Origin of the sequence: Streptomyces sp. GSL17-111 (assembly GCF_037911585.1) — a bacterium.
GTDB lineage: Bacteria > Actinomycetota > Actinomycetes > Streptomycetales > Streptomycetaceae > Streptomyces.
Genome location: NZ_JBAJNS010000001.1, coordinates 2,592,297 through 2,616,855 on the forward strand (window position 1 = coordinate 2,592,297; position 24,559 = coordinate 2,616,855).

Here is a 24,559-nt window from a genome sequence, read left to right on the forward strand (position 1 = left end):
GTGGACTGCGCCCAGGGCTGCGTGTGCGGCTGCGTCTTCTTCCCTACTGACGAACCGCCGCCGCCAGCAGGGTTGAGGAAAACACGGCTTGGAGGCCCACAGTGAAGGTTCGCGCAGCGCACGGCGGGACGAGAGACGGGGACGTCCGGGTGGCGTCGTTCGCACAGCGGAGGCTGTGGTTCCTCGACCAGCTCGCCGGAGGTTCGACGGATTCCCTGCTCCCGCTGGCGCTGCGCATCCGCGGCGCCCTGGACGTGGCGGCGCTGGAACGGGCGCTCACCGGCGTCGCGGACCGGCACGCGGTGCTCCGCACCCGGTTCGTCGCCGAGGACGGGGAGCCGGTGCCGCACGTGGACCCGCCGGGCTCGGTGGCGCTGGAGCGGGTCGAGGCCGGCAGCGCGGAGGAGCTGTTCGACAAGGAGCTGGCCCGCCCGCTGGACCTGGCCGCCGAGCACCCGCTGCGGGCGACGCTCACCCGGCTCGGGCCCGAGGAGCACCTGCTGCTCGTCGTCGTCCACCACATCGCCGTCGACGGCTGGTCCTGGGACGTGCTGCTGCGCGAACTGGACGCCGGCTACCGGGGCGAGGCCGTCGCGGCGCCGGAGCTCCAGTACGCCGACGTGGCCCGGGCCGAGGCGGAGCGGCTGACGGGACCGCGCATGGAGCGGCTGCTGGACCACTGGCGCGGGAGGCTCGCCGGGGTGACGCCGCTGGCGCTGCCCACCGACCGGCCGCGCCCGCGGTTCTGGGACGGCGCGGGCGACGTCGTCCGCTTCGAGTTGCCGGCCGCGCTCATGGCGGACGTCGACCGGGTGGCGCGCGAGCACCGCGCGACCCGCTACATGCTGCTGCTCGCCGTCTACCAGGCGCTGCTGGCCCGCTACTCGGGCCGCTCCGACATCGCGGTCTGCACGACGCTGGCCGACCGGGGGCAGGCCGCGACGGCGGGCGTCATCGGGCCGTTCGTCAACACCGTCGTGTTGCGCACGGACCTGACCGGCGACCCGACCTTCGCCGAGCTGCTGGCCCGCGTCCGCGCCGGCGCCCTTCAGGACTTCAGCCACGCCCAGGCGCCGTTCGACCGGGTCGTGACGGCGGTCGGCGGGGAGCGGGACCTCTCGCGGCATCCGCTCGCCCAGGCGTCCTTCACCCTCCTCAACACCGTGCCCGAACCGGCGCGCCTGGCCGACCTGGACGTCTCCCTCGTCCGGACGCCGCTGCCCGGCACGCCGCTGGACGTCTTCCTCGACCTGTCCCTGCGCGCCAACGGCGACGTCGCCGCGCGCCTGCAGTACGCCACCGCCCTGTTCGACGCGGACACGATGCGGCGGTTCACCGAGGGCTTCACCGAGCTGCTGACCGCCGTCGTCGCCGCCCCGGAGGCGCCCCTGAGCGCACCGGCCGGACGGATCGCGCCGCTGCCGGGCGCCGAGCGCGCACGGCTGGTGGCCCTGGCCGGCGCGGACCGGACGGCGGCGCCCGCCCCGCCCTTCGCGGTGCGTGGCGAGCCCGACGCCGTCGCGCTGGCCTGCGGCGAGGAGACGGTGACGTACGGCGAGCTGGACGCGCTCGGCGGCGGCCTGGCCCGCGCGCTCACCGACGCGGGCCTGACGCCGGGCACCCCGGTGGGGGTGTGCCTGCGGCGCGGCCCGGCCGCCGTGGCCGCGCTGACGGCGATCTGGCGGGCGGGCGGCGTGTACGTGCCGCTGGACCCGCAGCTGCCCGAGGAGCGGCTGCGGTTCATGGCCGAGGAGGCCGGCGTCGGTTACGTCGTCACGGACGGGGCCACCGGGGAGCGGGCCGCCGCGCTCGGGCGACCGCTCGTCACCGTCGAGTCCGTCCGGCCGGACGCGGGGTTCCCGCACCACACCCCCGACCCGGACGCGCTCGCCTACGTCATCTTCACCTCCGGCTCCACCGGGCGGCCCAAGGCCGTCGGCGTGGCGCACGGGGCCATCGCCGCGCACGTCGACGCGGTGCGCACCGCGTTCGGGATCACCGCGCGGGACCGCGTCCTCGCCTTCTCGTCCTTCTCCTTCGACGCCTCCCTGGACCAGCTGCTGACCTCGCTCGGCTGCGGCGCCACCGTCGTGCTGCGCCCCGACGAGCAGTGGCTGCCCGGCGCCCTGGCCGCCGTCGTCGCCCGGCACGGCGTGACCGTGCTGAACCTGCCGCCCACCTACTGGGCCGAGCTGGCCTTCTCCCTGGACGACGCCACGACGGCCGCGCTGGCCCCGGTGCGGCTGCTCGTCCTCGGCGGCGAGACGGTCCCGGCCGCCGCGCTCACCGCCTGGCGGGCCGCGCTGCCGCGGGTGCGGGTGTGCAACGCCTACGGGCCCACCGAGACGACGGTCACCGCGACCCTGCACGACGTCACCGCCGACGACGACCCGGAGCGCACGCCCATCGGGACCCCGCTGGGCGCCCGCCGGACGTACGTGGTGGACGCCCACGGCGAGCTGCTCCCCGAGGGCGCGCCCGGCGAACTCCTCATCGGCGGACCGGAACTGGCCCGGGGCTACCTCGGCAGGCCGGAGCTGACGGCGGACCGCTTCGTGCCCGACCCGTACACCGGTGGCGGCGGACGGCTCTACCGCACCGGCGACCTCGTGCGCCGACTGCCCACCGGGGAGCTGGAGTTCCTGGGCCGCACCGACGACCAGGTCAAGCTGCGCGGCTTCCGCATCGAGCTGGGCGAGGTGGAGGCGGTGCTGCGGGCCTGCCCCGGCGTCGTGGCCGCGGCGGCGGCCGTCCGCCCCGACGGGCACGGCGGCGCGGTGCTGGCCGGGTACGTCGTGGCCGGTCCCGACGGGCCCGTTCCGGCCACGGAGCTGCGCGCCCACTGCGCCGGACGGCTGCCGCACTACGCCGTGCCCTCGGACTTCGTCCCGCTGGAGACGCTGCCGGTGGGCGCGTCCGGCAAGCTCGACCGGGCCGCTCTGCCGGAGCTGCGACCGGACCGGGAGCGCGCGCTGGGCGGCACCGAGTTCGTCGCCCCGCGCGACGCGACGGAGCGGGTGGTCGCGGAGATCTGGCAGGAGGTGCTGGGCGTCGACCGGGTCGGCATCGACGACTCGTTCTTCGACCTCGGCGGTCACTCGCTCCTGGCCACCATGGCCGTCTCACGCATCGCCGAACGGCTGGGCCGCGCGGTGGAGTTGCGCACCCTCTTCGAGAACCCGCGCATCCGGGCGTTCGGCCCGCTGGTCGCCGCCGCCCGCGAGGCGGGCACCGCGACCGTCGTGCCCGTCGACCGCTCGGGGCCGCTGCCCCTGTCGTTCGCGCAGGAGCGGATGTGGTTCCTCGACCGGATGTCGGACGTGGGCGACGAGTACGTCCTGTGGTTCTCCTGGCGGCTGCGCGGCGGCCTGGACCGGGCCGCCTGGCAGGGCGCGCTCGACGACGTCGTGGCCCGGCACGAGGTGCTGCGGACGGCCCTGCTGGAGGTGGACGGCCGCCCGGTGCAGCAGGTCGTGGACGGCGTCGGCGTGCCGCTCGCCTGGCACCCGGGCCCGCGCGGCGGCACCGAGGCCGAGCGGCTGGACGCCGTGCGGACCGAGGCCGTCGCGTTCGCCACCGAACGCTTCGACCTCGCCGCGCCGCCGATGCTGCGCGCGGGTGTCTGGGAGCTGGCCGGGGACGACCACGTCGCCGTCATCGCCTTCCACCACGTGGCGACCGACGGCTGGTCCAAGGACGTCCTGATCGAGGAGCTCTCGGCCCTGTACGCCGCGCGCCGGGAGGGCCGGCCGGCCGGGCTGCCGCCGGTCGCCGTCCAGTACGGGGACTTCGCGCTCTGGCAGCGCGAGCGGGCGTCGGGCGGCGCGCTGGAGCCGCACCTGCGGTACTGGGAGCGGACGCTGGCCGACGTCCCGGTGCTGGAGCTGCCCACGGACCGGCCGCGTCCGGCGGGCTGGTCCGGCCGGGGCGCCGCCGTCGAGGTGGAGCTGCCCGCCGCGCTGGCGGACGGCGTCGCGGCGCTGGCCCGCCGCCACGGGGTGACGCGGTTCGTGGTGCTGCTGGCCGCCGTGCAGATCGTGCTGGCCCGCTGGTCCGGGCAGGACGACGTGGCCGTCGGCTCGCCGGTGGCCGGACGCGGGCAGGTGGAGCTGGAGCGCCTGGTGGGGCTGCTCGTGAACACCGTGGTGCTGCGCGGCGACCTCGCCGGGGAGCCGACGTTCGAGGAGTTCCTGGGCCGGGTGAAGGAGACGGCGCTCGGGGCCCACGAGCACCAGGACGTCCCCTTCGAGCGGCTGGTCGAGGAGCTGCGGCCGGAGCGCGACCCGGCCCGCAACCCGCTGTTCCAGGTCATGTTCGACGTGCAGGAGAGCCCGACGGGCGGCCCGCGCGTGCCGGGGCTGGACGTGACGCACTTCGCCCTGCCGTGGGGCTCCGCCAAGTTCGACCTGACGGCCACGTTCCTGCTCTACCCGGACCGGTTCGCCCTCAACGTCGAGTACGCCACCGACCTGTTCGACGCCGCCACCGTCACCCGCTTCGCCGGGCACGTGGGCCAGGTGCTGGCCTCGGCCCTCGCCGCCCCGGACACGCCCGTCGCCCGGCTGACGATGCTCTCGGCCGAGGAGTACGCGGAGCTGGCCGGGGAGCCGGGCGCGGGGCCGGTGCACGTGGCCGAGGGGCCGCCGTTCGTGCCGCAGGGCGCGCCGGACGCGGTGGCGCTGGTCTGCGGGGAGCAGGCCCTGAGCTACGGCGAGCTGGACGGCCTCAGCGGCGGGCTCGCCCTCGCCCTCACCGAGGCCGGCGTCCGCCCGGAGACCCCGGTGGGCGTGTGCCTGCGGCGCGGGGTGTGGTCGGTCACGGCGCTGGCCGCCGTGTGGCGGGCGGGCGGCGTCTACGTCCCGCTCGACCCGCAGCTGCCGCCCGAGCGGCTGCGGTACATGGTGGAGCAGGCCGGGGTGCGGCACCTGGTGACCGACGCGCCGACGGCCGGGCTGGCCGCCACGCTGGGCCCGCCGCCGCTGGCCGTCGAGGACGTCGTCCCGGCGCCCGGCGCCCCGCGCCACGTCCCGCACCCGAGGGAGCTGGCCTGCGCCATCTTCACCTCCGGGTCCACCGGCCGGCCCAAGGCCGTCGGCGTCGAGCACCACGCCGTCGCCGCCCACACCCGCACCGCCCGCGCGGAGTTCGGCATCACGGCGGCGGACCGGGTGATGAACCTCGCCTCCTTCTCCTTCGACGCCTCCCTGGAGCAGATCCTGCCCGCCCTGAGCGCCGGGGCCGCCGTCGTCATCCGCCCGGACGAGGTGTGGTCGGTGGAGGAGCTGGCCGAGCAGGTGCGCGTCCACGGGGTGACCGTCATGGAGGCCACGCCCTCCTACTGGGAGGAGATCGTCGCCCGGCTCGACCACGTCGCGGACGACCTGGCGAGCCTGCGGCTGGCCGTCACCGGCGGCGAGACGCTGCCCGCCGCGATCCTCGACCGCTGGTTCGCCCACCTGCCCGGGGTGCCGATCCAGAACACCTACGGGCCCACCGAGACCGTCATCTCGACCGGCTCCCACCCCGTCACGGCCCCGGTCGACGGGCGCGTGCCCATCGGACGGCCCTGGGGCGCGCGGCGCGCCTACGTCGTGGACCAGCGCGACGAGCTCGTCCCGGTCAGCGTCCCCGGCGAACTGCTCGTCGGCGGGCCCGAGCTGGCGCGCGGCTACCTGGGCCGCCCGGAGCTGACGGCGCAGCGCTTCGTCCCCGACCCCTTCGGCGGACGCGGCGGGCGGCTCTACCGCACCGGGGACATCGTCCGCCGACTGCCCACCGGGGAACTGGACTTCCTCGGGCGGCGCGACGACCAGGTGAAGATCCGCGGCTTCCGCATCGAACTCGGCGAGGTGGAGGCCGTCCTGGAGCAGCACCCCGACGTGCACGCCGCCGCCGTCCTGGTCCGCGAACTCGGCGGCGACCGGGCCCTGGTCGGCTACGCCGCCGGGCGGGTCCGGGACCCCGAGGAGCTGGCCGCCTGGTGCCGCACCCAGCTGCCCGGCTACATGGTGCCCGCCGCCTTCGTGGTGCTCGACACCCTGCCCCGCACCGTGCAGGGCAAGCTCGACGCCGCCGCGCTGCCCGCGCCCGAACCGCGCCCGGCCGCCGAGTTCGTGGCGCCGCGCACCCCGACCGAGGTGGTGACCGCGCAGATCTGGGCGGAGGTGCTGGGCGTGCCGGAGGTCGGCGTGCACGACGACTTCTTCGCCCTCGGCGGCCACTCGCTGCGCGCCGTCGCCGCCGCCTCCCGCCTGCGCACCGCCTTCGACTGCCCCCTCCAGGTGCGGGACCTGTTCGAGCACCCGACCGTCGAGCGGCTGGCCGCCGAGGTCGAACGGCAGCTCGTCGACCTCATCTCGGCGATGAGCGACGACGAGATCGACCTGTCCCTGACCGCCGACCACTGACCCCCGGATTGGACGGAACCCCCATGACCACGTACCCGGTCTCCCCCGCGTCCCCGGCCGCCCCGGCCTCACCCGCCGCCCCCGCCGGTGCGCCCGCCGCCTCGGGCCGCACGCTCTCCCCTGCCGCCCGGCGGCTCCTGGAGCAGCGGCTGCGCGGCGCGGCCGACCTCCCCCCGGCGGGCATCCCCCGGCTCGATCCGCGCCCGGCGCGGTTCCCGCTCTCGGCGGCCCAGCAGCGGCTGTACTTCCTGCACCGGCTCGACCCGGAGGGCGTCGAGTACCTCATGCCGGCCGCCTGGCGGTTCACCGGCCCGCTGGACGTCGCGGCACTGGAGGCGGCCGTCGCCGACCTCGTCACCCGGCACGAGCAGCTGCGCGTCGTCTTCCCCGACGAGGACGGCGTCGCCACCCAGTGCGTGCTGCCCCCGCCGCCGTCGCCACTGGAGGTCGTCGACCTGGCCCCCGCGACGGCGGGAGGGGCGGCGGCCGTCGACGAGGCGGAGCTGTCCGCCGCCGTCCACGCGGTGGCCGTCCGCCCCTTCGACCTGGCGCGCGAACCGGCGTTCCGCGCCGTGCTGCTGCGCGCCGGGGCCGAGGACCACGTGCTGGTCCTGGCCATGCACCACATCGTCTCCGACGGCTGGTCCCTCGACGTCCTGCTGCGCGACCTGCGCGCCTGCTACACCGCACGGACCGGGGGCGCGCCGCTGCCCGCCCGCGCCCCGGACGCCGTCGACTACACCGACTACGCCGTCTGGCAGCGCGGCCGGGACGAGAGCCGCGACCTCGCCTACTGGCGGTCCACGCTGGCCGGGCTCACCCCGCTGGAGCTGCCCACCGACCACGTCCGGCCCGAGGAGCGCTCCTCGGCGGGGGCCGTCCACACGGTGGAACTGCCCGCCGACCTGACCTCCGCGCTGGCCGAGTTGGGACGCCGCTGCGACACCACGCCGTACATGACGGTGATGGCCGCCTTCCAGGCCGCGCTGGCCTTCCACAGCGGCCAGGACGACATCGCCATCGGCACCGTCGTCGCCAACCGGGAGGAGCCGCAGACCGAGGACCTGGTCGGCTTCTTCGTCAACACCCTCGTCATCCGCACCGACCTCTCCGGCGACCCCACCTCGGGCGAGCTGCTGGCCCGCACCCGGGAGAGCGTGCTGGGCGCCCTCTCCCACCAGGGCCTGCCGTTCGAGCGGGTCGTCGACGAGCTGAGCCCCGAGCGGGACCTGTCCCGCAACCCCCTCTTCCAGGTGCTCTTCTCCCACACCCCCGTCCACCGGGGCGACTACGCGCTCGGCTCCGCGACCGGCGCCGCCTACCCCATCGACCTGACCACCGCCAAGTTCGACCTGACGCTGGACCTCCAGGAGGACGCCGGCACGACCCGGCTGCGCTTCGTGCACCGCACCGACCTGTTCACCGGGGAGTCCGTCGCCCGGCTCGCCGCGCACACCGTGGCCGTGCTGCGCGCCTTCACCCGGGTGCCGAGCATCCCGCTGAGCGAGATGGCCCTCCTCACCGACGAGGAGATCGGCGAGCTGCTCGGCCCCGACGGACCGGCCGCGCCGCTGGCCGACGTCCCGGCGTCCGCCCCCCGCACGGCCCCGGCCCGGGTGGCCGAGCACGCGCGCCGCACCCCCGACGCCGTCGCCGTCCGCTGCGGCGGGCGGTCCCTGACCTACGCCGGGCTCGACGCCGCCTCCCGCGCCCTGGCCGGGCGGCTGCGCGCGGCGGGCGTCGGCCCGGAGTCCCTCGTCGGCGTCTGCCTGGACCGCTCGGCGGAGCTGGCCGTCGCGCTGCTGGGCGTGTGGCGGGCGGGCGCCGCCTACCTGCCGCTCGACCCCACCCACCCCCGCGCCCGCCGGGCCTTCACGGTCGAGGACGCGGGCGTGGAGCTGGTCGTCGCCGACGCCACCGGCCGCGCGGCCGTGGAGGGGCTGCCCGTCGAGGTGATCCCGCTGGCGGCGGGCACGGCGGCGGACCTTGAGCCGTCAGACACCGGCGCGGTGGTCCCGGAGCCGGTGGAGCCCTCGACGGGGGACCTCGCCTACGTCATCTACACCTCCGGCTCCACCGGCCGCCCCAAGGGCGTCGAGGTGACGCACGGGAACCTCGGCTGGCTGCTGGACGCCGCCGACCACCACTTCGACTTCGGCCCGGACGACGTCTGGACGCTCCAGCACTCGCCCGCCTTCGACTTCTCCGTCTGGGAGCTGTGGGCGCCGCTCAGCTCGGGGGGCCGGGTCGTGGTGCTGACCGAGGACGAGGTGCGCGATCCGGCGGCCGTGCACGCGGTGCTGCGGGACGAGGGCGTCACCGTTCTCAACCAGACGCCCGCCGCCTTCAAGGGGCTGCGCGCCCACCTCGCGCAGCAGGGCGCCGGCTTCGCCGAACTGCCGCTGCGCACCGTCGTCTTCGGCGGTGACGCCTTCGACGCCCGCGACTACCGGGACTGGTTCGCCGCCCCCGCCGCCGAGCGTCCCGCGCTGGTCAACATGTACGGGATCACCGAGACGACCGTGCACGTCACCTACCGGCTGATCGAGGAGGCGGACACCACCTCCCGGGTGTACTCGCCCATCGGACGCCCGCTGACCGGCCAGCACGGCTACGTCCTCGACCCGGCTGGGCGGCTCGTGCCGCGCGGCACCGTGGGCGAGCTCCACGTCGCCGGAGGCGGTGTCGCGCGCGGCTACCGCAACCGCCCCGAACTGACCGCCGAACGCTTCCCGTTCAACCCGTTCGGGCCGCAGGGCGGTCGCATGTACCGCACCGGCGACCTGGTGCGGGTCCTGCCCGACGGGCAGCTGGCCTACGTCGGCCGCGCCGACCACCAGGTCAAGATCCGCGGCCACCGCATCGAGCCGGGCGAGATCGAGACGGCCCTGCGCGCGCTGCCCGGCGTCACCGACGCGGCCGTCGTGCCACGCCCGGACGGGCACGGCGGCGCCCGGCTCGTCGCCCACGTCACCCTCACCGAGGGACGTCCGCTCGACGCCGCCGACCTGCGCGAACGGCTGCGGCTGACGCTGCCCGGGTACATGGTCCCGGCGCTCTACGTCCGGCACCCCCGGCTGCCGGTCACCGCCAACGGCAAGGTCGACCGCGCGGCGCTGGTCGCGGCGGGCGCGGAGGCGACCGCCGAGGGCGCCGGCGAGCACGCCGAGCACGTCCCGCCGTCCGGTCCCGTCGAGGAGACGCTGGCGGGCATCTGGGCGGAGGTCCTCGGCGTCGAACGGGTCAGCGGCACCGCGAACTTCTTCGACCTGGGCGGCGACTCGATCCTCGCCCTGCGCGTCATCGGGCTCGCCCGCGCGGCCGGACTGGCCCTCGGCGTACCGGACCTCTTCCGCGCCCGCACCCTGGCCGACCTGGCCCGGCGCGCCGTCCCGGCCGAGGCGGCGGCCCCGGCCCCCGTCGAGCCGTTCTCCCAGCTCGACCCGGCGGACGCGGCCCGGCTGCCCGACGGTCTGGAGGACGCCTACCCGCTCACCATGCTCCAGGCGGGGATGCTGCACGAGATGCTGGCCGACCCCCGGCGCGGCGCCTACCACAACGTCACGGCACTCAAGATCACCGTCCCGGAGGGCTTCGACCCGGCCGCGTTCCAGCGGGCGGTGGACACCGTCGTGCGCGAGTACGGCATCCTGCGCTCCTCCATCGACCTCGTCTCCTTCAGCGAGCCGGTGCAGCTCGTCCACCGCGGCGCCGACGTCCCCGTCGGCCACACCGACCTGCGGGGTCTGTCGCCCGAGGAGCAGCGCGCGGCGCTGCGGGCCTTCGTCGACGAGGAGTTCGGGCGGCGCTTCGACCTCGCCACGCCCCCGCTCATCCGCATCCACCTGCACCGGATGACCGACACGGAGTTGCGGCTGACCCTCACCGACTGCCACGTCGTCCTCGACGGCTGGAGCCTGACCTCCCTCATCGCGGACCTGCTCGACCTGCACCGGCAGGCCGTGGCCCACGGCCGCGACCCGCAGCTGCCCGCCGCGCCGCCGTTCGCCGAGTACGTCGCCCTCGAACGGGCCGCCACCCACGACGAGGAGAGCCTGGACCACTGGCGCCGGACGCTGTCCGAGCTGAGCCCGGTGCGCTTCACCCGGCGCGGCGCCGACGCCGACGACGCCGAGCGCCTCGTCCACGAGACCACCCGCTCCTACCGGAAACTCGCCGAGCCCATCGGACGACTCGCCCGCCGGGCCGGAGTGCCGCGCAGGACGGTCCTCGTCACCGCGTTCCACCACACCATGAGCCTGTTCGCCGCCCGCGCCCTCGGCGGTGACGACGCCGCCGGGCACGCCATCGGGCTCGTCACCAACGGCCGGCCCGAGCTGCCGGGCGCCGACCGCATGCGCGGACTGTTCCTCAACACCGTCCCCTTCGGGGTGCGGCGACCCGAGGGGAGCTGGCTGGAGTACCTGCGGTCGGTCTTCGAGGCCGAGCAGGAGATGCTGCCGCACCGCCGGGTGCCGCTCGTCCGGCTCCAGCAGCTGCGGCCCGGCGAGCCGAGCCTGGTCGAGGCCGTCTTCAACTACGTCAACTTCCACCGGCTGTCGGGGGACACCTGGGACGAGTCCCTGGAGATCTCCCGCACGATGTTCCCGCTGCTGGTGAACGCCAGTGTGGACGGCTTCGCGCTGGACGCCGACCCGGACTACCTCTCCCCCGCCACCGCCGAACAACTCGCCGACCTGCTGTGCTCGGTGCTCGCCCAGATGGTCGAGGAGCCGGATGCCGCCGTCGTCGCGCCCGCCCTGTCCGGCGAGGCCCGCGAGCGCGCGCTCCAGGAGTGGGCCTGCGGCCCCGACCGCACCAACACCCCGCTCACCTTCCCCGAGATCGTCGCCGGACGGGCCGCGCTCGCCCCGCTCGCCCCGGCCGTCGCCCACGAGGGCGGCGAGATCGGCTACGCCGAGCTGGAGCTCTCCGCCCGCGCGCTGGCCCGGCGGCTGCGCGGGCTCGGCGTCGGGCCCGAGGTCGTCGTCGGCATCTGCGTCGACCGGGGGCCGGACTGGGTGCGGGCGGTGCTCGGCGTCCTCAAGGCGGGCGGCGCGTTCCTGCCGCTGGACCCGCAGCACCCCACCGACCGGCTGGCGTTCATGGTCGCCGACAGCGGGATGCGGGTGCTGCTCACCCAGTCCGCCCTGGACGGGACCGTGCCCTTCGACGGCCCGGTGCTGCGGCTGGACGAACCGGCCGCCGCACAGGACGGGGACACCGGGTGGGGGCCGGCACCGGAACGCGACGCGGAGCCCGCGCCGGACAGTGACGGAGAGCACGCGCCGGAGCCCGCGCCGGAGAACACCGCGTACATCATCTACACCTCCGGATCGACCGGCACGCCCAAGGGCGTCGCCATCGCGCACCGCGGCCTGACCAACATGCTCGAAGGCCAGCGCGACCTGTTCGCCCCGCAACCGGGCGAGCGCGTCCTCCAGTTCGCCTCCGCGAGCTTCGACGCCTCCGTCCTCGAACTGACCTGGGCCCTGGCCAACGGCGGAACGCTGTGCACCCCGCCCCGCGACGCCCTGCGCCCGGGCCCCGACCTCGCCGACACCCTCCACCGGTACGGCGTCACCGGAACGATGCTGCCGCCGAGCGCCCTGGCCGTCCTCGGCGAGGACCGCTTCCCCGAGCTCACGGTCCTCCAGGTGGCGGGCGAGGCCTGCCCGGCCGAGCTGGCCCGCACCTGGTCGCGCGGACGCCGGTTCTTCAACGTCTACGGGCTGACGGAGACCACGGTGTGGTCGGTCGCCGCCCGGCTCACGCCCGACTGCGGACGTCCGCCCATCGGCCGTCCCATCCGCAACACGCGCATGTACGTCCTCGGCGAGGACCTGCAGCCCGTCCCGGTCGGCGTGCCGGGCGAGATCCACCTCGGCGGCCAGGCCGTCGGCCCCGGCTACCTGGGACGCCCCGCACTGACGGCCGCCACCTTCGTGCCCGACCCCTACGGCGGACCGGGCGAGCGACTGTGCCGCACCGGCGACATCGGCGCCCAGCGCCCCGACGGGACGGTGGAGTGGCTCGGCCGCCGCGACGGCCAGATCAAGCTGCGCGGCTTCCGCATCGAGCTGGGCGAGATCGAGCACGCGCTGCGCGAACTGCCCGCCGTGCGGCAGGCCGTCGTCCTGCTGCGCCGCGACCTGCCCGGCGAACCGGCCCTCGTCGCCTACGTCGTCCCCCACGGCGGGGAGGCGGGAGCGGACGTCGAGGAGATGCGCCGGGCGCTGCGCTCCCGGATGCCCGGCTACATGGTGCCGGCCCGCTTCGTCCTCCTGGACGCGCTGCCGGTCAACAGCAGCGGGAAGATCGACCGGAAGGCGCTGCCCCTGCCGGCGGCCGGGCGCGCCGAGGCGACGACGGAGTACGTCGCCCCGCGCACCCCGGCCGAGCTGGTGCTCGCGGAGGTGTGGTGCCACGTTCTCGGCATCCCGGAGGTCGGCGTCCACGACGACTTCTTCCGGCTGGGCGGGAGTTCGCTCTCCACCGTCCGGGTGGCCGCCCAGGCGAACGCGCGCGGCCTGCACGTCTCGGTGCGGGACCTCGTCGAACAGCCGACGATCGCGGGGCTCGCCGTACGGGCGGGCACGGCGGCCACGACGGGCGGCGAGGAACCCGTCCGCTCCGAGGTGCGGCTGCGGGACGGCGACGGCTCCCCGCTGTGGTGCGTGCACCCGACGGGCGGCAGCGCCGCCTGGTACGTCCCCCTCGCCCGGACCCTCCCGCCGGGACGGCCCGTGCGGGCGTTCCAGGCCCGCGGCCTGCTCGGCGGCGTCGACCCGACGACGATCGCCGGGATCGCCGCCAACTACGCGGGCGAGATCACCGCGCACGGCGCGGCGGGACCGCACCACCTCCTCGGCTGGTCCATGGGCGCCAACCTCGCCCTGGAGATGGCCACCCAGCTCCACGAGGCCGGGCATCCCGTCGAACCGCTCGTCCTGATCGAGCCCTACCTGCCCAACCCGGACGCCCGCGCCCGCCTCCTCGGGGTCGGCCGGGCCATGGAGGAGGGGCTACGGCTGCGCGACCACGTGCGAGCCCTGCCCCCGTCCCCCGAGCGCGAGGCCGCCGTGGCCGAACTGACCCGCCTCCTGCTGGACAACGGCATGAGCCCGAGCGAGGCGGCCCTCGTCGAGAACGCCCCCATCGAGGTCTGGCACTCCCTGCTGACGGCCCTCGCCGACTACCGCACCCGCCCCTACCCCGGCCACCTCCACCTCGTCGTCGGCTCCGTGGCCGCCGGCCTGCCGGACGGAGAACCCATGCCCGGCCTCGACGTCGACTACCGCACCTACCTCGACCGCTGGCGCGCCGTGGCGCAGGGCGGAGTAACGGTGCACGTCACCGAAGGCGACCACATGTCCATGATGTCCGAACGCCTCATGCCCTCGACCGCGGCCCTGCTGGACACGATCGTGACGGGGGCCCGGCGATGACGACCCTGACGCACGCGACGACGGCCCCCGCGCCCGGCTTCACCGAGCGCTACCTCCTCGAACCCGCCCTCACCGCCGACCCGTACGGCTACCTGGACGCCCTGCGCGCGACCCGGCCCGTGTACTGGAGCGCCCTGCACCGCGCCTGGCTGGTCACCGGGCACGCCCAGGTGATGCACTGCCTGCGCGACCCGGCGTTCTCCGCCGAGCGGGTCCGCCCCCTCATGGACGCCGTCCCCGACGGCGCCCGCGAGGACGCCGGACGGGCCTTCGGCATCCTCTCCCGCTGGATGGTCTTCAACGACCCGCCGAACCACCGGCGGCTCCGCCAGGCCTTCCAGGAGCAGTTCTCGGCGCGCGCCATCGGCCGCTACCGCGCCTTCGTCGAACGGGCCACCCGGGCCATGCTGGCCCGCCGCGCCGCCCCCGGCCGCACGGGCGAGCTGCTCGCGGACGTCGCCCGGCCGCTGCCGGCCCTCGTCTTCGCGCGCTGGCTCGGCGTCCCGCAGGCCCACAGCCCGTCGTTCTGGTACTGGAACGCCCGGGTGGGCGACCTCATCCTCGGCGCGGCCCAGGAGGAGCGGGAGTACCGCACCTCGCTCCAGTCCCTGGTCAACCTGGAGGACTACCTCGCCGACCTGGTGCGGCAGCGCCGAGCCGAGCCGAAGGACGACCTCATCAGCTCCGTGCTGGCGCAGGGCCGCATCGGCACCTCCGTCAGCGAGGAGGAGTTCGTCGGCATGCTGACGCAGATGGCCTTCGCGGGCGGCGAGACCACCAGCAACCTCATCGCCAACACCGTGCGCGCCCTCCTCACCCACCCGGAGTCCCTGGCGGCCGTCCGCGCGGAACCGGAGCTCGTGCCGGCCGCCGTGGAGGAGACGCTGCGCTTCGACGGACCGTCGAAGATGTCCGTCCGCACCGTCGCCCACGACGCCGAGCTGGACGGCGAGACCCTGCGGGCCGGGGACCGCGTGTTCCTGGTGACGGCGGCGGCCAACCGCGATCCCGCACGCTTCCCCGACCCCGGGACGTTCGACGTCCGGCGCGACAACGCCGCCTCCCACCTCGGGCTCGGCTTCGGCGCCCACTTCTGCATCGGCGCCGCGCTCGCCCGCCTCGTCGCGGGCGTGGTGGTGGACGTCCTCCTGCGCGAGTACCCCGCCCTGCGCCTGACCGACGGGCGGCACACCTGGCAGCCCTCGCTGCTCAACCGCGCCCTGACGGCCCTGCCCGTCCGCTACTGACCAACGGCCGCCGCACGGCGGCCCGACGAAGGGTTCGACATGGCGAACACACTGACGGCGGCGGGCTCCCGCCTGGGCGCACCCGCCCGCTCGCCGTCGTTCCGCCTGCTGTGGCTGGGGCAGTCCCTGTCCCTGCTCGGCGACGGATTCAGCTACATCGCCTTCTCCTGGATCACCCTGAGCCTCACCGGCTCCACGCTCGCGCTCGGCTACGTGCTCGCCTGCCAGGCGATCCCGCGCGCCCTGCTGACGCTCGTGGGCGGCTCGCTCAGCGACAAGTGGTCCTCCCGCACGCTCATGCGGTTCTCCAGCTACGCCCGTGCCGTCCTGATGGTGGCGGTCGGCCTGGCCGGGCTGGGCGGGGCGCTCAACGTCTGGCTCCTGTGCGGCGCCGCCGCCGCGTTCGGGGCCGTGGACGCCTTCTTCCAGCCCGCGCGGGCCTCCATCCTGCCGTCCGTGGTCGAGAAGGACCTGCTGCCCTCGGCCAACGCGCTGCTCGGCGTCGGCATCAAGGTCTCCTCGGTGCTCGGCCCGGCGGTCGGCGGCATCGTGGTGGCCGTCACGAACGCACCCGTGGCCTTCCTCGTCGACGGGGTGTGCTTCGCCCTGTGCGGCCTGTGCGTGTCGCGCGTCCGCACCCTGCCCCCGAAGGAACCCGCCGAGGCCGGGGACCCCGAACCGTCGGCGGCGGACGCGGCGGGCGCGGTGAAGGACCGGGACGCGGACGGCACGGAACCGGTCGCCCCGGCACCGGACGGCGACAACTCCCTCATGGCCCGCATCCGGGCCGGCCTGCGCTACGCCTGGGAGGACCCGCGCATCCGCACCATCCTCGTCGTCGACGCGGCGGTCACGTTCTGCCAGGCCGGTCCGTTCACCGTCGGCTTCGCCACCCTCGCCAAGACCGGCCTGGAGGGCGGCTCGACGACCCTCGGCCTCCTCAACGGCGCGCTCGCGGCGGGCGCCATGCTCGGCACGCTCGTCGGCGGCGCGCTGAGCAGCAGACCGCGCGTCGGGCTGCTGATCGCCGCCCTGGCGGGCTGGCTCGCCGTCGGCATGGGCACGCTCGGCCTGGTCGACAGCACGGTGGCGGCCCTGATCACCGTCCTCACCATGGGCTTCGGCATCGGTTTCCAGGGCGTCTTCGGGATGAGCTGGATCCAGCGCAACATCCACGGCTCGGTGCTCAGCCGCGTCATCTCCGTGGACATGGTGATCGGGTACGCCGTCGCCCCGCTCTCCCTCGTGCTCTGCGGCTCGCTGGCCCGGACGGGCACGGACACGCTGTTCGCCTTCTCGGCCGTGCTGCTCAGCCTGACGGCGCTCGGGGTGCTCAGCTCCAGGACCGTGCGCGGCATGCGCTGACCCAGCCGCCCCGCCGTCCTCACCGCCCCGCCGCCCCGCCGTCGCCCGCGCGACGCGCGGGGCGGCGGGGTTTCAGGAGGCCAGCGCGGCCGCCAACTCGCACAGGGCCGCCCGGTTCGGGCGGCCCGTCTTGGTGCCGAGGGCGGCGATGTGCTTCTCCACGGTGCGCGGCGATATGTAGAGGCGGTCGGCGATGTCCTTGTTGCCCAGCCGCTCCGCCAGAAGCTGGAACACCTCGTACTCGCGCACCGTGACGCCCTGCGTGCGCAGCTCGTCGGGGATGCGGCTCGCGCCGCTGCGCCGCTGGTGCACCGGGGCGCCCATGCCGCGCAGCGCCGCGCGCGAGGCGTTCGCCACGGCCGTCACCGCGTTCTGGTGGAAGTGGAGTTCGGCCTTGCGCAGCCAGGCCACCGGCTCCCCCCAGCCGCTCTCGTGGGCGGCCTCGGCGATCAGCCGCAGCCCCAGGTGCAGCGCCGTCGGGTACGGCGCGGCGACCCGCAACGCCTCCGCGACGGCCGCCTCCGCCGCGTCCCCGCGCCCGTCCCGGCCCAGCAGGACCGCGTCCGCGAAGAGCAGGAACTGCCGGTTCCAGCGCATCCGCCCGGGGGCGGTCGCGGCGACCTCCTCGAACCGGCCCCGGTCGGCCTCCCCCGCCAGCACCTCCAGCAGCAGCCCGATGCCGTACCGGCCGCTGAGGTAGTAGGTGCTGGGGTTGGCGTCCTCCAGCGCGGCGACGGCCCGCAGCTCCGCCAGCGCCCCGGCCCGGTCCTCCTCCAGGAGCGAGCAGAACGCCCGGGCCAGCCCCCGGGTCAGCGGCTCCTCCTGCGACCCGCTGCCGTCCCACTCGGCGAACGCCGCCAGCGCGCCGTCCATGGCCGCCCGGTCGCCCAGGTGCGCGGCCCGGGTCGCCTGCGCCATCAGCACGTACCGGCTCGCCGGGGCCAGCCGGAGCCGCTGGACGACCGCCAGACACTCCCGGCCGGCCTCCCGTGCCGCGTCGAACTCGCCGCGCAGGACGGCGTCGAGGATCAGGATGCCGTCGATGGTGTAGACGATGGTGGCCGAACCGAGCCGCTGCGCCTCGTTCCGTGCCGCGAGCAGCCCGTCCGTACTGCCCTCCGTCAGCCAGCTGTTCCCGCCGATGCGGGTCAGCGCGTACATGCGCTGCACCGGCAGCTGGTGGCGCTCCGCGGTGCTCAGCGCCGACTGGAGCAGGGCCGAGGCCTCGTCGAAGTCCCGCTCCCGGGCCAGCGTCGCCAGGAGCTCCCAGGCCTGGCAGACGACGGTGGCCATCCCGTGCCGTTCGGCCGCCTGGAGCGCCGAGTAGGCCAGCTTCTCCGCCAGTTGGGTACGGTCCGGGCCGGGGGTGTCCAGGGCGAGGTAGGCGGCCGTCACGTCGATGGGCGCGGTGGACCGCTCGTCGGGACCCTCGCCCAGCAGAGCCCGGGCACGGGCGATCTGCCGGTTGCCGTCCTCCCACCGGCCGGAGGTGTGGGCCACCTTGGCGAGCCGGGTGTGGAGCACCGCCAGCCGCTGGGCGCTCAGCCCGCTGCCACCGGGGGTGTGGAGGTGCTCCGCGAAGCTGAAGGCCTGCGCGAAGTCCCCGGCCTCGGCGAGCGCCGGGAGCAACGCCTCCAGGACCTCCGTGCGGCGGGCGGTGTCCTGGTTCCCGGCGAGGAGCCGTTCGGCGCGGCCCAGGAGGGTGACCGCCGAACCGATCGCCCCGGCCGCCAGGGCGCGCAGCCCGGCGTCCGCGAACAGCCGTCCGGCCTCACCGTCCGCGCCCGCCTGCTCGCGCAGTTCGGCCGCCAGCGGGCACCACTCGCCCTCCAGCGCGGGGTGCAGCTTCTGGACGGCGTCCGCCGCGCGGCCCGCCATCTCGGCCCGGTTGCCCGGCGTGAGCTGGGTCATCAGCGCCTCGGCGGTCAGCGCGTGCCGGAACGCGTACCAGTCCGGTGCGGGTTCGTCCGACACGACGAGCTGGGCCGCCACCCCCGCGTGCAGGTGGCTCAGCAGGCCGCGGTCGTCGATGCCGGTCATCCGCTGGAGCACGGTCAGCGGGAACCGTCTGCCGATCACGGCGGCGGCCGAGAGGAGGGTCAGCCCCTGCGGCCCCAGCCGGTCGATGCGCCGCAGGATGCCCCGGGCGAGGGCCGTGGAGACGTCGCTGCGCAGGCTGCCCACGACGCGCCAGCCCTCGTCGCCGCGCACCAGCGCGCCACTGCTGATCAGACCCTGGAGCAGTTCCTCGACGAGGAAGGGGCTCCCGGCGCTGTCGTCCCACAGCCGCTCCAGGACCTCCGGCGGCACCTGCTCGGGCTCGGTGCCGAGCTGGGCGGCGACGACGCCCCCCACCTCGGTGCGGGTCAGCGGCGCCAGCTCCAGCACGGCGCCCGCGCCGCGCCGTCCGGCGGCCTCCGCCATGTCGAGCGCGTCGCACGGCTCCGTGCGGATCGTGGCCAGGAGCACGACGTTGGTGTACTCCAGGTTGTCCACCAGGTACTCGACGACCGCGAGCGTCTCGGGGTCGGCGTCGTGCAGGTCCTCCAGCAGCAGGAGTTGACCGTGCTCCTTCCCCGTGGCGATGAGCAGCCGCAGCACCGCCTCCCCGAGGATGACCATGGAACTGTCTTCCTGGGTGTCGCTGCTCCAGTCCGGGATGATCCGGCCGAGCGTCGGCCGGTAGGGGCCGAGCGGCAGGTCGTCCAGCGGCTCCCCGCTCCGGAAGAGCGTCATCAGCGCTTCGGTCAGCGGCCGGAAGGGCACCGTGGGGCCCGTGGTGCTGCTGCGGCCCCGCAGGACCCGCATCCCCGAGCCGAACGCCGTCCCCGCGGCCTCGGCCGCCAGCCGGGACTTGCCGATGCCCGCCTCCCCCACGAGGAAGACGACCCCGCCGCGGCCCTCCCGGGCGTCGGTCAGCGCCCGGCCGATCTCCGACAGCTCCGGGTCACGACCGACGATGAACCGCGTACGGGAACGCATGAGCGGTCATGGTAGTCAGCGGGCATCTCGACGTGAAGCGTTCGTGTGCGCCCTACATCCGGCTCCGACAATCGGAACTGCGGATTCCGGACCGCCGGGACCGGAGTCCGGACCGGAGTCCGGAGCCCGGTCCGGGCCACGACGGACGGACGGTCAGGACGGCGCCGAGACGCTGGTGTCCATCTGGCTGAGCGTCACGACGACGCCGCTGGTGAGCACGAGCCCGGCGAGCACTCTGGCCCGCGCGCAGGCCCGGTTGCGGCCGCTCAGCGTGACCTGGCCGGCGGGGTCCTCGACGCCGCCGGGCTGGGCGGGGACGGCCTCGGTCGCCTCGGCGGTGGCGGCGGTGGCGGTGGCGGTGGCGGCGGTGACCGGGTGCTTCTGCATGATGACGACCTTTCTGCGGGAGAGGTGGGACGTACGAGCGGTTCCGGTTCAGGTGGTGCGCGACCCCCCGGGCGACGCCGGGGCGGTGTCGAGGAGCAGGACGGACGGGACCCGGTCCGGGAACGCCAGCCGTAGCAGCGCGTACCCGATGCCGGAGAGGCCGGTGAGGAAACCGGGGGAGGGGACGTGGTCGGGGGTGCCGCAGCGGTGACCGTGCTGGTCCAGCCGGCCCAGCACCTCCCCGGTGCGGTAGGTCAGGGCGGAGCGGATCTCCCCGGTGCGCGGGTGGTCCACGGCGGCCAGGGCGGCCAGCGCCTCCAGCGAACCGAGGACGCCGTGCCGCAGGCTCAGGTCGGGGGCGTGGGCGGGGACGTCCAGCCGGGCGGCGCACGTCTCCAGCCGCGCGGCGGACGCCTCCGCTCCCACCGTCCCCGCCGTGTCGGCGGCGGCCAGGGCGACACCGGCCAGACCGGAGTACCAGCCGAGCTCCGTCGGCCGCTCCAGGGCCGCGTCGACCGCGCGGCCCAGCAGTTCGCCCCCGACGGCTGCGTGCGCCGAGGCCGGAAGGCGGTCCACTGCGGCGGCGCTCCCGGCGTCCGTCGCCCGCCGCACGGCGGCGTACCGCAGCAGGGCCCAGCCGATGCCGGCGTCCCCCTCGGCGAATCCGTGCGTCCCGGCGCGGGGGTGGGCCTGGGGCTCGGAGCCGGGGGCCGGGCGCCGTCCGACGCGGGCCAGCAGCCGGTCGGCCAGCCGCCTGGCCGTCTCCCCCGCCCCTGGGGCGGCGTTCGCCCGGTGCACCGCGACGGCGGCGGCCACGGCACCGGCCAGACCCTCCGCGATCCCGTCACCGGCCGGGAGGCCGAGGTCACCGGCGGCTTCTCCGTCGGTGACCTCGGCCGCGAGTTCCAGGGCGGACAGCGCGTCCGGGAGGCAGCCGGCCAGGTCCTCGCCCACGATGGGCGCCAGACGCGCCACCGTGTAGACGATGCCGCTCAGGCCGTGCAGGGCGCCCGGCCCCACGGCGGCGCTCAGCTCCGGTTCCTTGGCCAGCGCGGCCAGCAGCAGCGGCAGCGGCCGGACGGCCTCGGCGGCCAGCTCGGTGTACCGGTCGGCGTCCGCCAGCACCCCGAGCTGCGCCAGGAACAGGGCCACGCCGCAGTACCCCTGCGCGAGTCCGCCGCCCATGGGCAGGACGGCCCAGTGCTGACCCGAAACCTGTTCGAGACCCAGCCAGTTGACCCGGCCGCCGCTGTGCACGGCGCGGGCCGCGATCTCGTCCGCGACGCCGCACGCCGCGCTGAGCAGCCGTGACGGCTCGGGCGCCACCGCCGGAGCGGACGGTCCCGTGAGGACCGAACGGGCCCCGCGCGAGCTGAGGTTCGCTCCGGTGACGGCGAGCGTCGCCGAGATCACCCACTCCTGGTCGTGGCGGTCCACCTCGCCCATGGCCGCGATCTTGTCCAGCGCGGTGCGCAGACCCGGCACCGGCAGCACGTCCTCCAGGACGTCGCCCCGCGAGGTGAGGACCGCCGTCCGCGCCGGGTGGTGGAGGAACAGGGGGACGTCGCCGCCCCACAGGTCGGCGATCTCGTCCTCGACGAGCCGCTGCCGGGCCGGGTCCTGCGCGGACTCGGTGCACAGCAGCGAGAACACGACGTCGCGCGTCAGGGCGTCCCGCAGCACCTCCGGGTGCGCCGACTCGTCCAGCAGCGTCGTGTAGAGGCGCGTCGAGCGGGCGATCAGCCGGCCGGGCGCCTCGCACCGGCGCCCCAGCGGTCCGTCCTCCCCGAGCAGCTCCTCCCGGTGGCCGACGACCGCGTCGTACCCGGCGCGGAAGCCCTCCAGCAGCGCCGCCCGGTGGTCCGCGTGCCCCCGGCCCGCCGTCCGGCCGCGCAGCCGGGGCCGGTTCTGGCCCTGCGGGCTCTCCACCCGGCCGCGCAGCACCCGCATCTCGTCCGTGCCGACGCCCTCCCAGCGCATCGCCGCACTCGGGTAGCCGCCCCCGGCCCCGCCCCCGAGGGCGGAGATGTCCAGGGCGCCGTCCTCCCCGATGAGGAGGCTCGGCAGCAGGCAGGTGCGGTGCACCGAGGCGGCCAGCGCGTCGGCCGCCGGGTCGGCGCCCGCCGTCACGGCCGGGGAGAGCCCGGCGTGCAGCAGCGTCTCGGCGTCGACGACGACGGGCTGGTCCCGGCAGGCGATCACGTTCTCGTAGTGCATGTCGACGCCGTCCAGCGCGTACAGCAGCGCCAGCAGCGCGCCCTGCCGCCGGTAGAAGACGTCCAGCTCCGTGGCCGACTCGCACGGCGTGTGCTCCACGAACTCCAGCCAGCCGTACCCGGCGCCGTGCACCGAGCGCGGCGTGCGCAGCCCCAGCCCCGGCACCCGGCCGTTCGCCCAGGCCACCACCTCGTCCAGCAGCGCGTGCTGGCCCAGCGGCCGGGGCTTGTGGACGACGGTGCCGCCTCCGGCGAAGTGCACGACGGCCACCGCCCGGTGGCCCTGGTGGGCGTCGCCCCGGCCGAAGTCGATCCGGTGGACGGCGCCCGGGTCGGTGCCCCCGAAGAGGCCCTCGGCGATCCGGCTCCGGTCGGCCACCAGGCGGCGCAGCAGCTCCACCGTGTTGCGCGCGGCGTTGTGGCAGGTCACGGCCAGCATCCGGGCCAGGACCGGGTAGCGGGTGAACAGCGTCGTGAGGCCCTGGCGGGTGCCGGCCCCGGCGACGAACGCCGCGAACCGCTCCCGCGACGTCCCGCCCGCCAGCACCCCGGCCGTCCGCGCCCGGTGCAGCTGCGTGACCAGGGACCGGGCCGCCAGGTGGGCCAGGCGCTTCCCCAGGCTCCGCTCGAACCCCTCGCGGACGGCCGCCAGTTCGTCGTGCGGCAGCTCCGGCTCCAGCCGCTCCTCCGCCGCCGCCCAGGCCGCCCGGATCAGCGGGCGCAGCACGGGCAGGAACACCTCGGCGCCCTCGGCGTCCGGAGTGCCGTCGGTCTCCGGCGTCTCCTCGCTCTCCCGCGTCTCCTCCGCCGGCCATTCCGGTGCCGACGCGACCACGCGCTCGGCGTACCGCGCCCACTCCGGCTTGGCGGCGCGTTCCGCCAGTCGCTCGGGGGTCTCCGCCGCCAGCGCCCTGGCCACGTCCTCGCCGAGCCCGAGGCCCGCGAGCCGGGCCGCGAAGCCGTCCACGTCCCCCAGCGACCACGCGGCGGGCCGGGGGCGGGCGGCGTCACCCTGCCGGGGACGGGGCGCCCCCGGGGCGGCGAGTCGCTCCCGCAGGTTCAGGCCCGGCGCCCACCAGAACGGGGGGAGGCCGCCCACCTGGGGCTCTTCGGCAGTGGCGGTGTCAGTCACACCAAGAAAGTTCGCAGAGCCCGCCGCCGCGCACATGGGGGCTCGGCCCCCATATTCCGCACGCGGCCCCCCAGGCCCCGTCCGCACCCCGCCCGATCTGCGGCGCGGCCACCGGCGGCACACCGCACCGCCACCGCAGTCTCCCCACTGCGGCTCGCGCTCCGCTCGCGCCGCGCTCGAACCCGTCCGCCGTTCCCCACCCCCGTCCGCGCCGGTCGCACGGGCCGCACGGGCGGGGGTGGCCAAAAATGGGGGGAGCGGCCCGATGTCGCCACCGGCCCGCTCGCCGCAGCCTGGTACCCGTTCCCCTTCCGCCACCACACCGGCCGGCGGACGACCCCACGGAGGACCACATGGGCGACCCCGTACCCGTCGACGTCGTCGCACTCGACCCGGTGCTCGAAGCCGGCACCAAGGCCACACTGCTCTCCTGCCCACAGGTGCGGCTGGTCGACCCGGACGACGACCCGCGCGTCGTCGTCATCACCGCGGACGCCCTGGGCCGCGCCGAGCTGGACGTCCTGCGCACCGTCCGGGACACGCCCGCACGTCCCGACGTGGTCCTCGTCGCCGCCGAGCCGGCCCCGGCCGACACGCTGCACGCCCTCGCCGCCGGCGCCCGGGGCCTGCTGCGCCGCCGCGAGGCCGACCCCACCCGCCTCGCCCGCGCCGTCCTGGCCGCCGCCCGGGGCGACTGCACGCTGCCGCCGGACCTCCTCGACCTCCTCCTCGAACACTCCGTCTCCCGGGCCACGGCCCCCTGGGCGGCGGCAGGTCTCGACGACCGGGAGCGCTCCGTGCTGCGGATGGTGGCCGACGGGCACGAGACCAGCGAGATCGCCGAGCGGCTCTGCTACTCCCCCCGGACCGTCACCACGATCGTCCACGACATCACCCAGCGGTTCCGGCTGCGCAACCGCGCGCACGCCGTGGCCTACGCGCTGCGGGCGGGTCTGCTGTGACCGCCACCGCCACCACGACCGCCGGAGGACCCCGCCCGCCGTCGGACGACCCCGTCGAGATGCCCTACTCCGACCTCGTCCGCCTGCTCGGCCGGGCCACGTCCCCGCCCGGCGCGGCCCACCGGCCGGAGGCGCCCCGGCTGACCGCCCGCCAGACCGCCGTCCTCACCCTCATGGCGGAGGGCCACGCCAACACGGCCATAGCCCGCACGCTGTCCTGCTCGGAGCACACCGTGAAGAACGTCATCTACGAGCTGATGTCGCGCCTGCACGCGCGCAACCGCTCCCACGCCGTGGCGCGCGCCCTCCACCACAGCCTCATCTGATCGTCCACCTGCCAAGTCGCCCTGTTTGCTTGAGGTTTGAACGAACCAGGGTGACCACGGGGGTAGGTGTTGTGAAGTGGCTCACAC

At 75.8% G+C, this 24,559-nt stretch carries 9 protein-coding genes; 6 read left to right on the forward strand and 3 right to left on the reverse strand.

The window, feature by feature from the left end; translation table 11 throughout:
- Window positions 1-149: 149 nt before the first annotated feature.
- The 4 genes from V6D49_RS11400 to V6D49_RS11415 are packed head-to-tail and all read left to right on the forward strand — an operon-like array spanning window position 150 to window position 16,467.
- A complete protein-coding gene (locus V6D49_RS11400; protein WP_340559282.1) occupies window positions 150-6,407 on the forward strand; it encodes an amino acid adenylation domain-containing protein in 6,258 nt (2,085 codons plus the stop codon).
- 23 nt (window positions 6,408-6,430) lie between these two features.
- Entirely contained in the window at window positions 6,431-13,855 is a 7,425-nt protein-coding gene (locus V6D49_RS11405) for an amino acid adenylation domain-containing protein (RefSeq protein WP_340559283.1), read from the forward strand.
- A complete protein-coding gene (locus tag V6D49_RS11410; RefSeq protein WP_340559284.1) occupies window positions 13,852-15,102 on the forward strand; it encodes a cytochrome P450 in 1,251 nt (416 codons plus the stop codon). Before V6D49_RS11405 ends, V6D49_RS11410 begins: the two co-directional genes overlap by 4 nt.
- A gap of 39 nt (window positions 15,103-15,141) precedes the next feature.
- On the forward strand, window positions 15,142-16,467 hold the full coding sequence (locus tag V6D49_RS11415; RefSeq protein ID WP_340559286.1) for an MFS transporter: 1,326 nt from the start codon (window positions 15,142-15,144) through the stop codon (window positions 16,465-16,467).
- A 72-nt stretch (window positions 16,468-16,539) separates the two neighbouring features.
- On the opposite strand, the gene V6D49_RS11420 is transcribed toward V6D49_RS11415, so the two are convergent.
- From V6D49_RS11420 to V6D49_RS11430, 3 genes are all read right to left on the reverse strand, one after another.
- Window positions 16,540-19,449 carry an AAA family ATPase gene (locus V6D49_RS11420; RefSeq protein ID WP_340559287.1) on the reverse strand — a complete coding sequence of 970 codons (2,910 nt, stop codon included), beginning with the start codon at window positions 19,447-19,449 and terminating at the stop codon, window positions 16,540-16,542.
- Between the two features lie 153 nt (window positions 19,450-19,602).
- Window positions 19,603-19,836 carry a hypothetical protein gene (locus tag V6D49_RS11425; protein ID WP_340559289.1) on the reverse strand — a complete coding sequence of 78 codons (234 nt, stop codon included), beginning with the start codon at window positions 19,834-19,836 and terminating at the stop codon, window positions 19,603-19,605.
- A gap of 48 nt (window positions 19,837-19,884) precedes the next feature.
- Window positions 19,885-23,184 carry a type 2 lanthipeptide synthetase LanM family protein gene (locus V6D49_RS11430; RefSeq protein ID WP_340559291.1) on the reverse strand — a complete coding sequence of 1,100 codons (3,300 nt, stop codon included), beginning with the start codon at window positions 23,182-23,184 and terminating at the stop codon, window positions 19,885-19,887.
- A gap of 353 nt (window positions 23,185-23,537) precedes the next feature.
- Here V6D49_RS11430 and V6D49_RS11435 point away from each other — a divergent pair, with 353 nt between their 5' ends.
- Window positions 23,538-24,146: a helix-turn-helix transcriptional regulator gene (locus V6D49_RS11435; protein ID WP_340559293.1), complete on the forward strand. Its 609-nt coding sequence runs from the start codon at window positions 23,538-23,540 to the stop codon at window positions 24,144-24,146.
- A complete protein-coding gene (locus V6D49_RS11440; protein ID WP_340559295.1) occupies window positions 24,143-24,472 on the forward strand; it encodes a response regulator transcription factor in 330 nt (109 codons plus the stop codon). Before V6D49_RS11435 ends, V6D49_RS11440 begins: the two co-directional genes overlap by 4 nt.
- The last annotated feature ends 87 nt before the right edge of the window (window positions 24,473-24,559 follow it).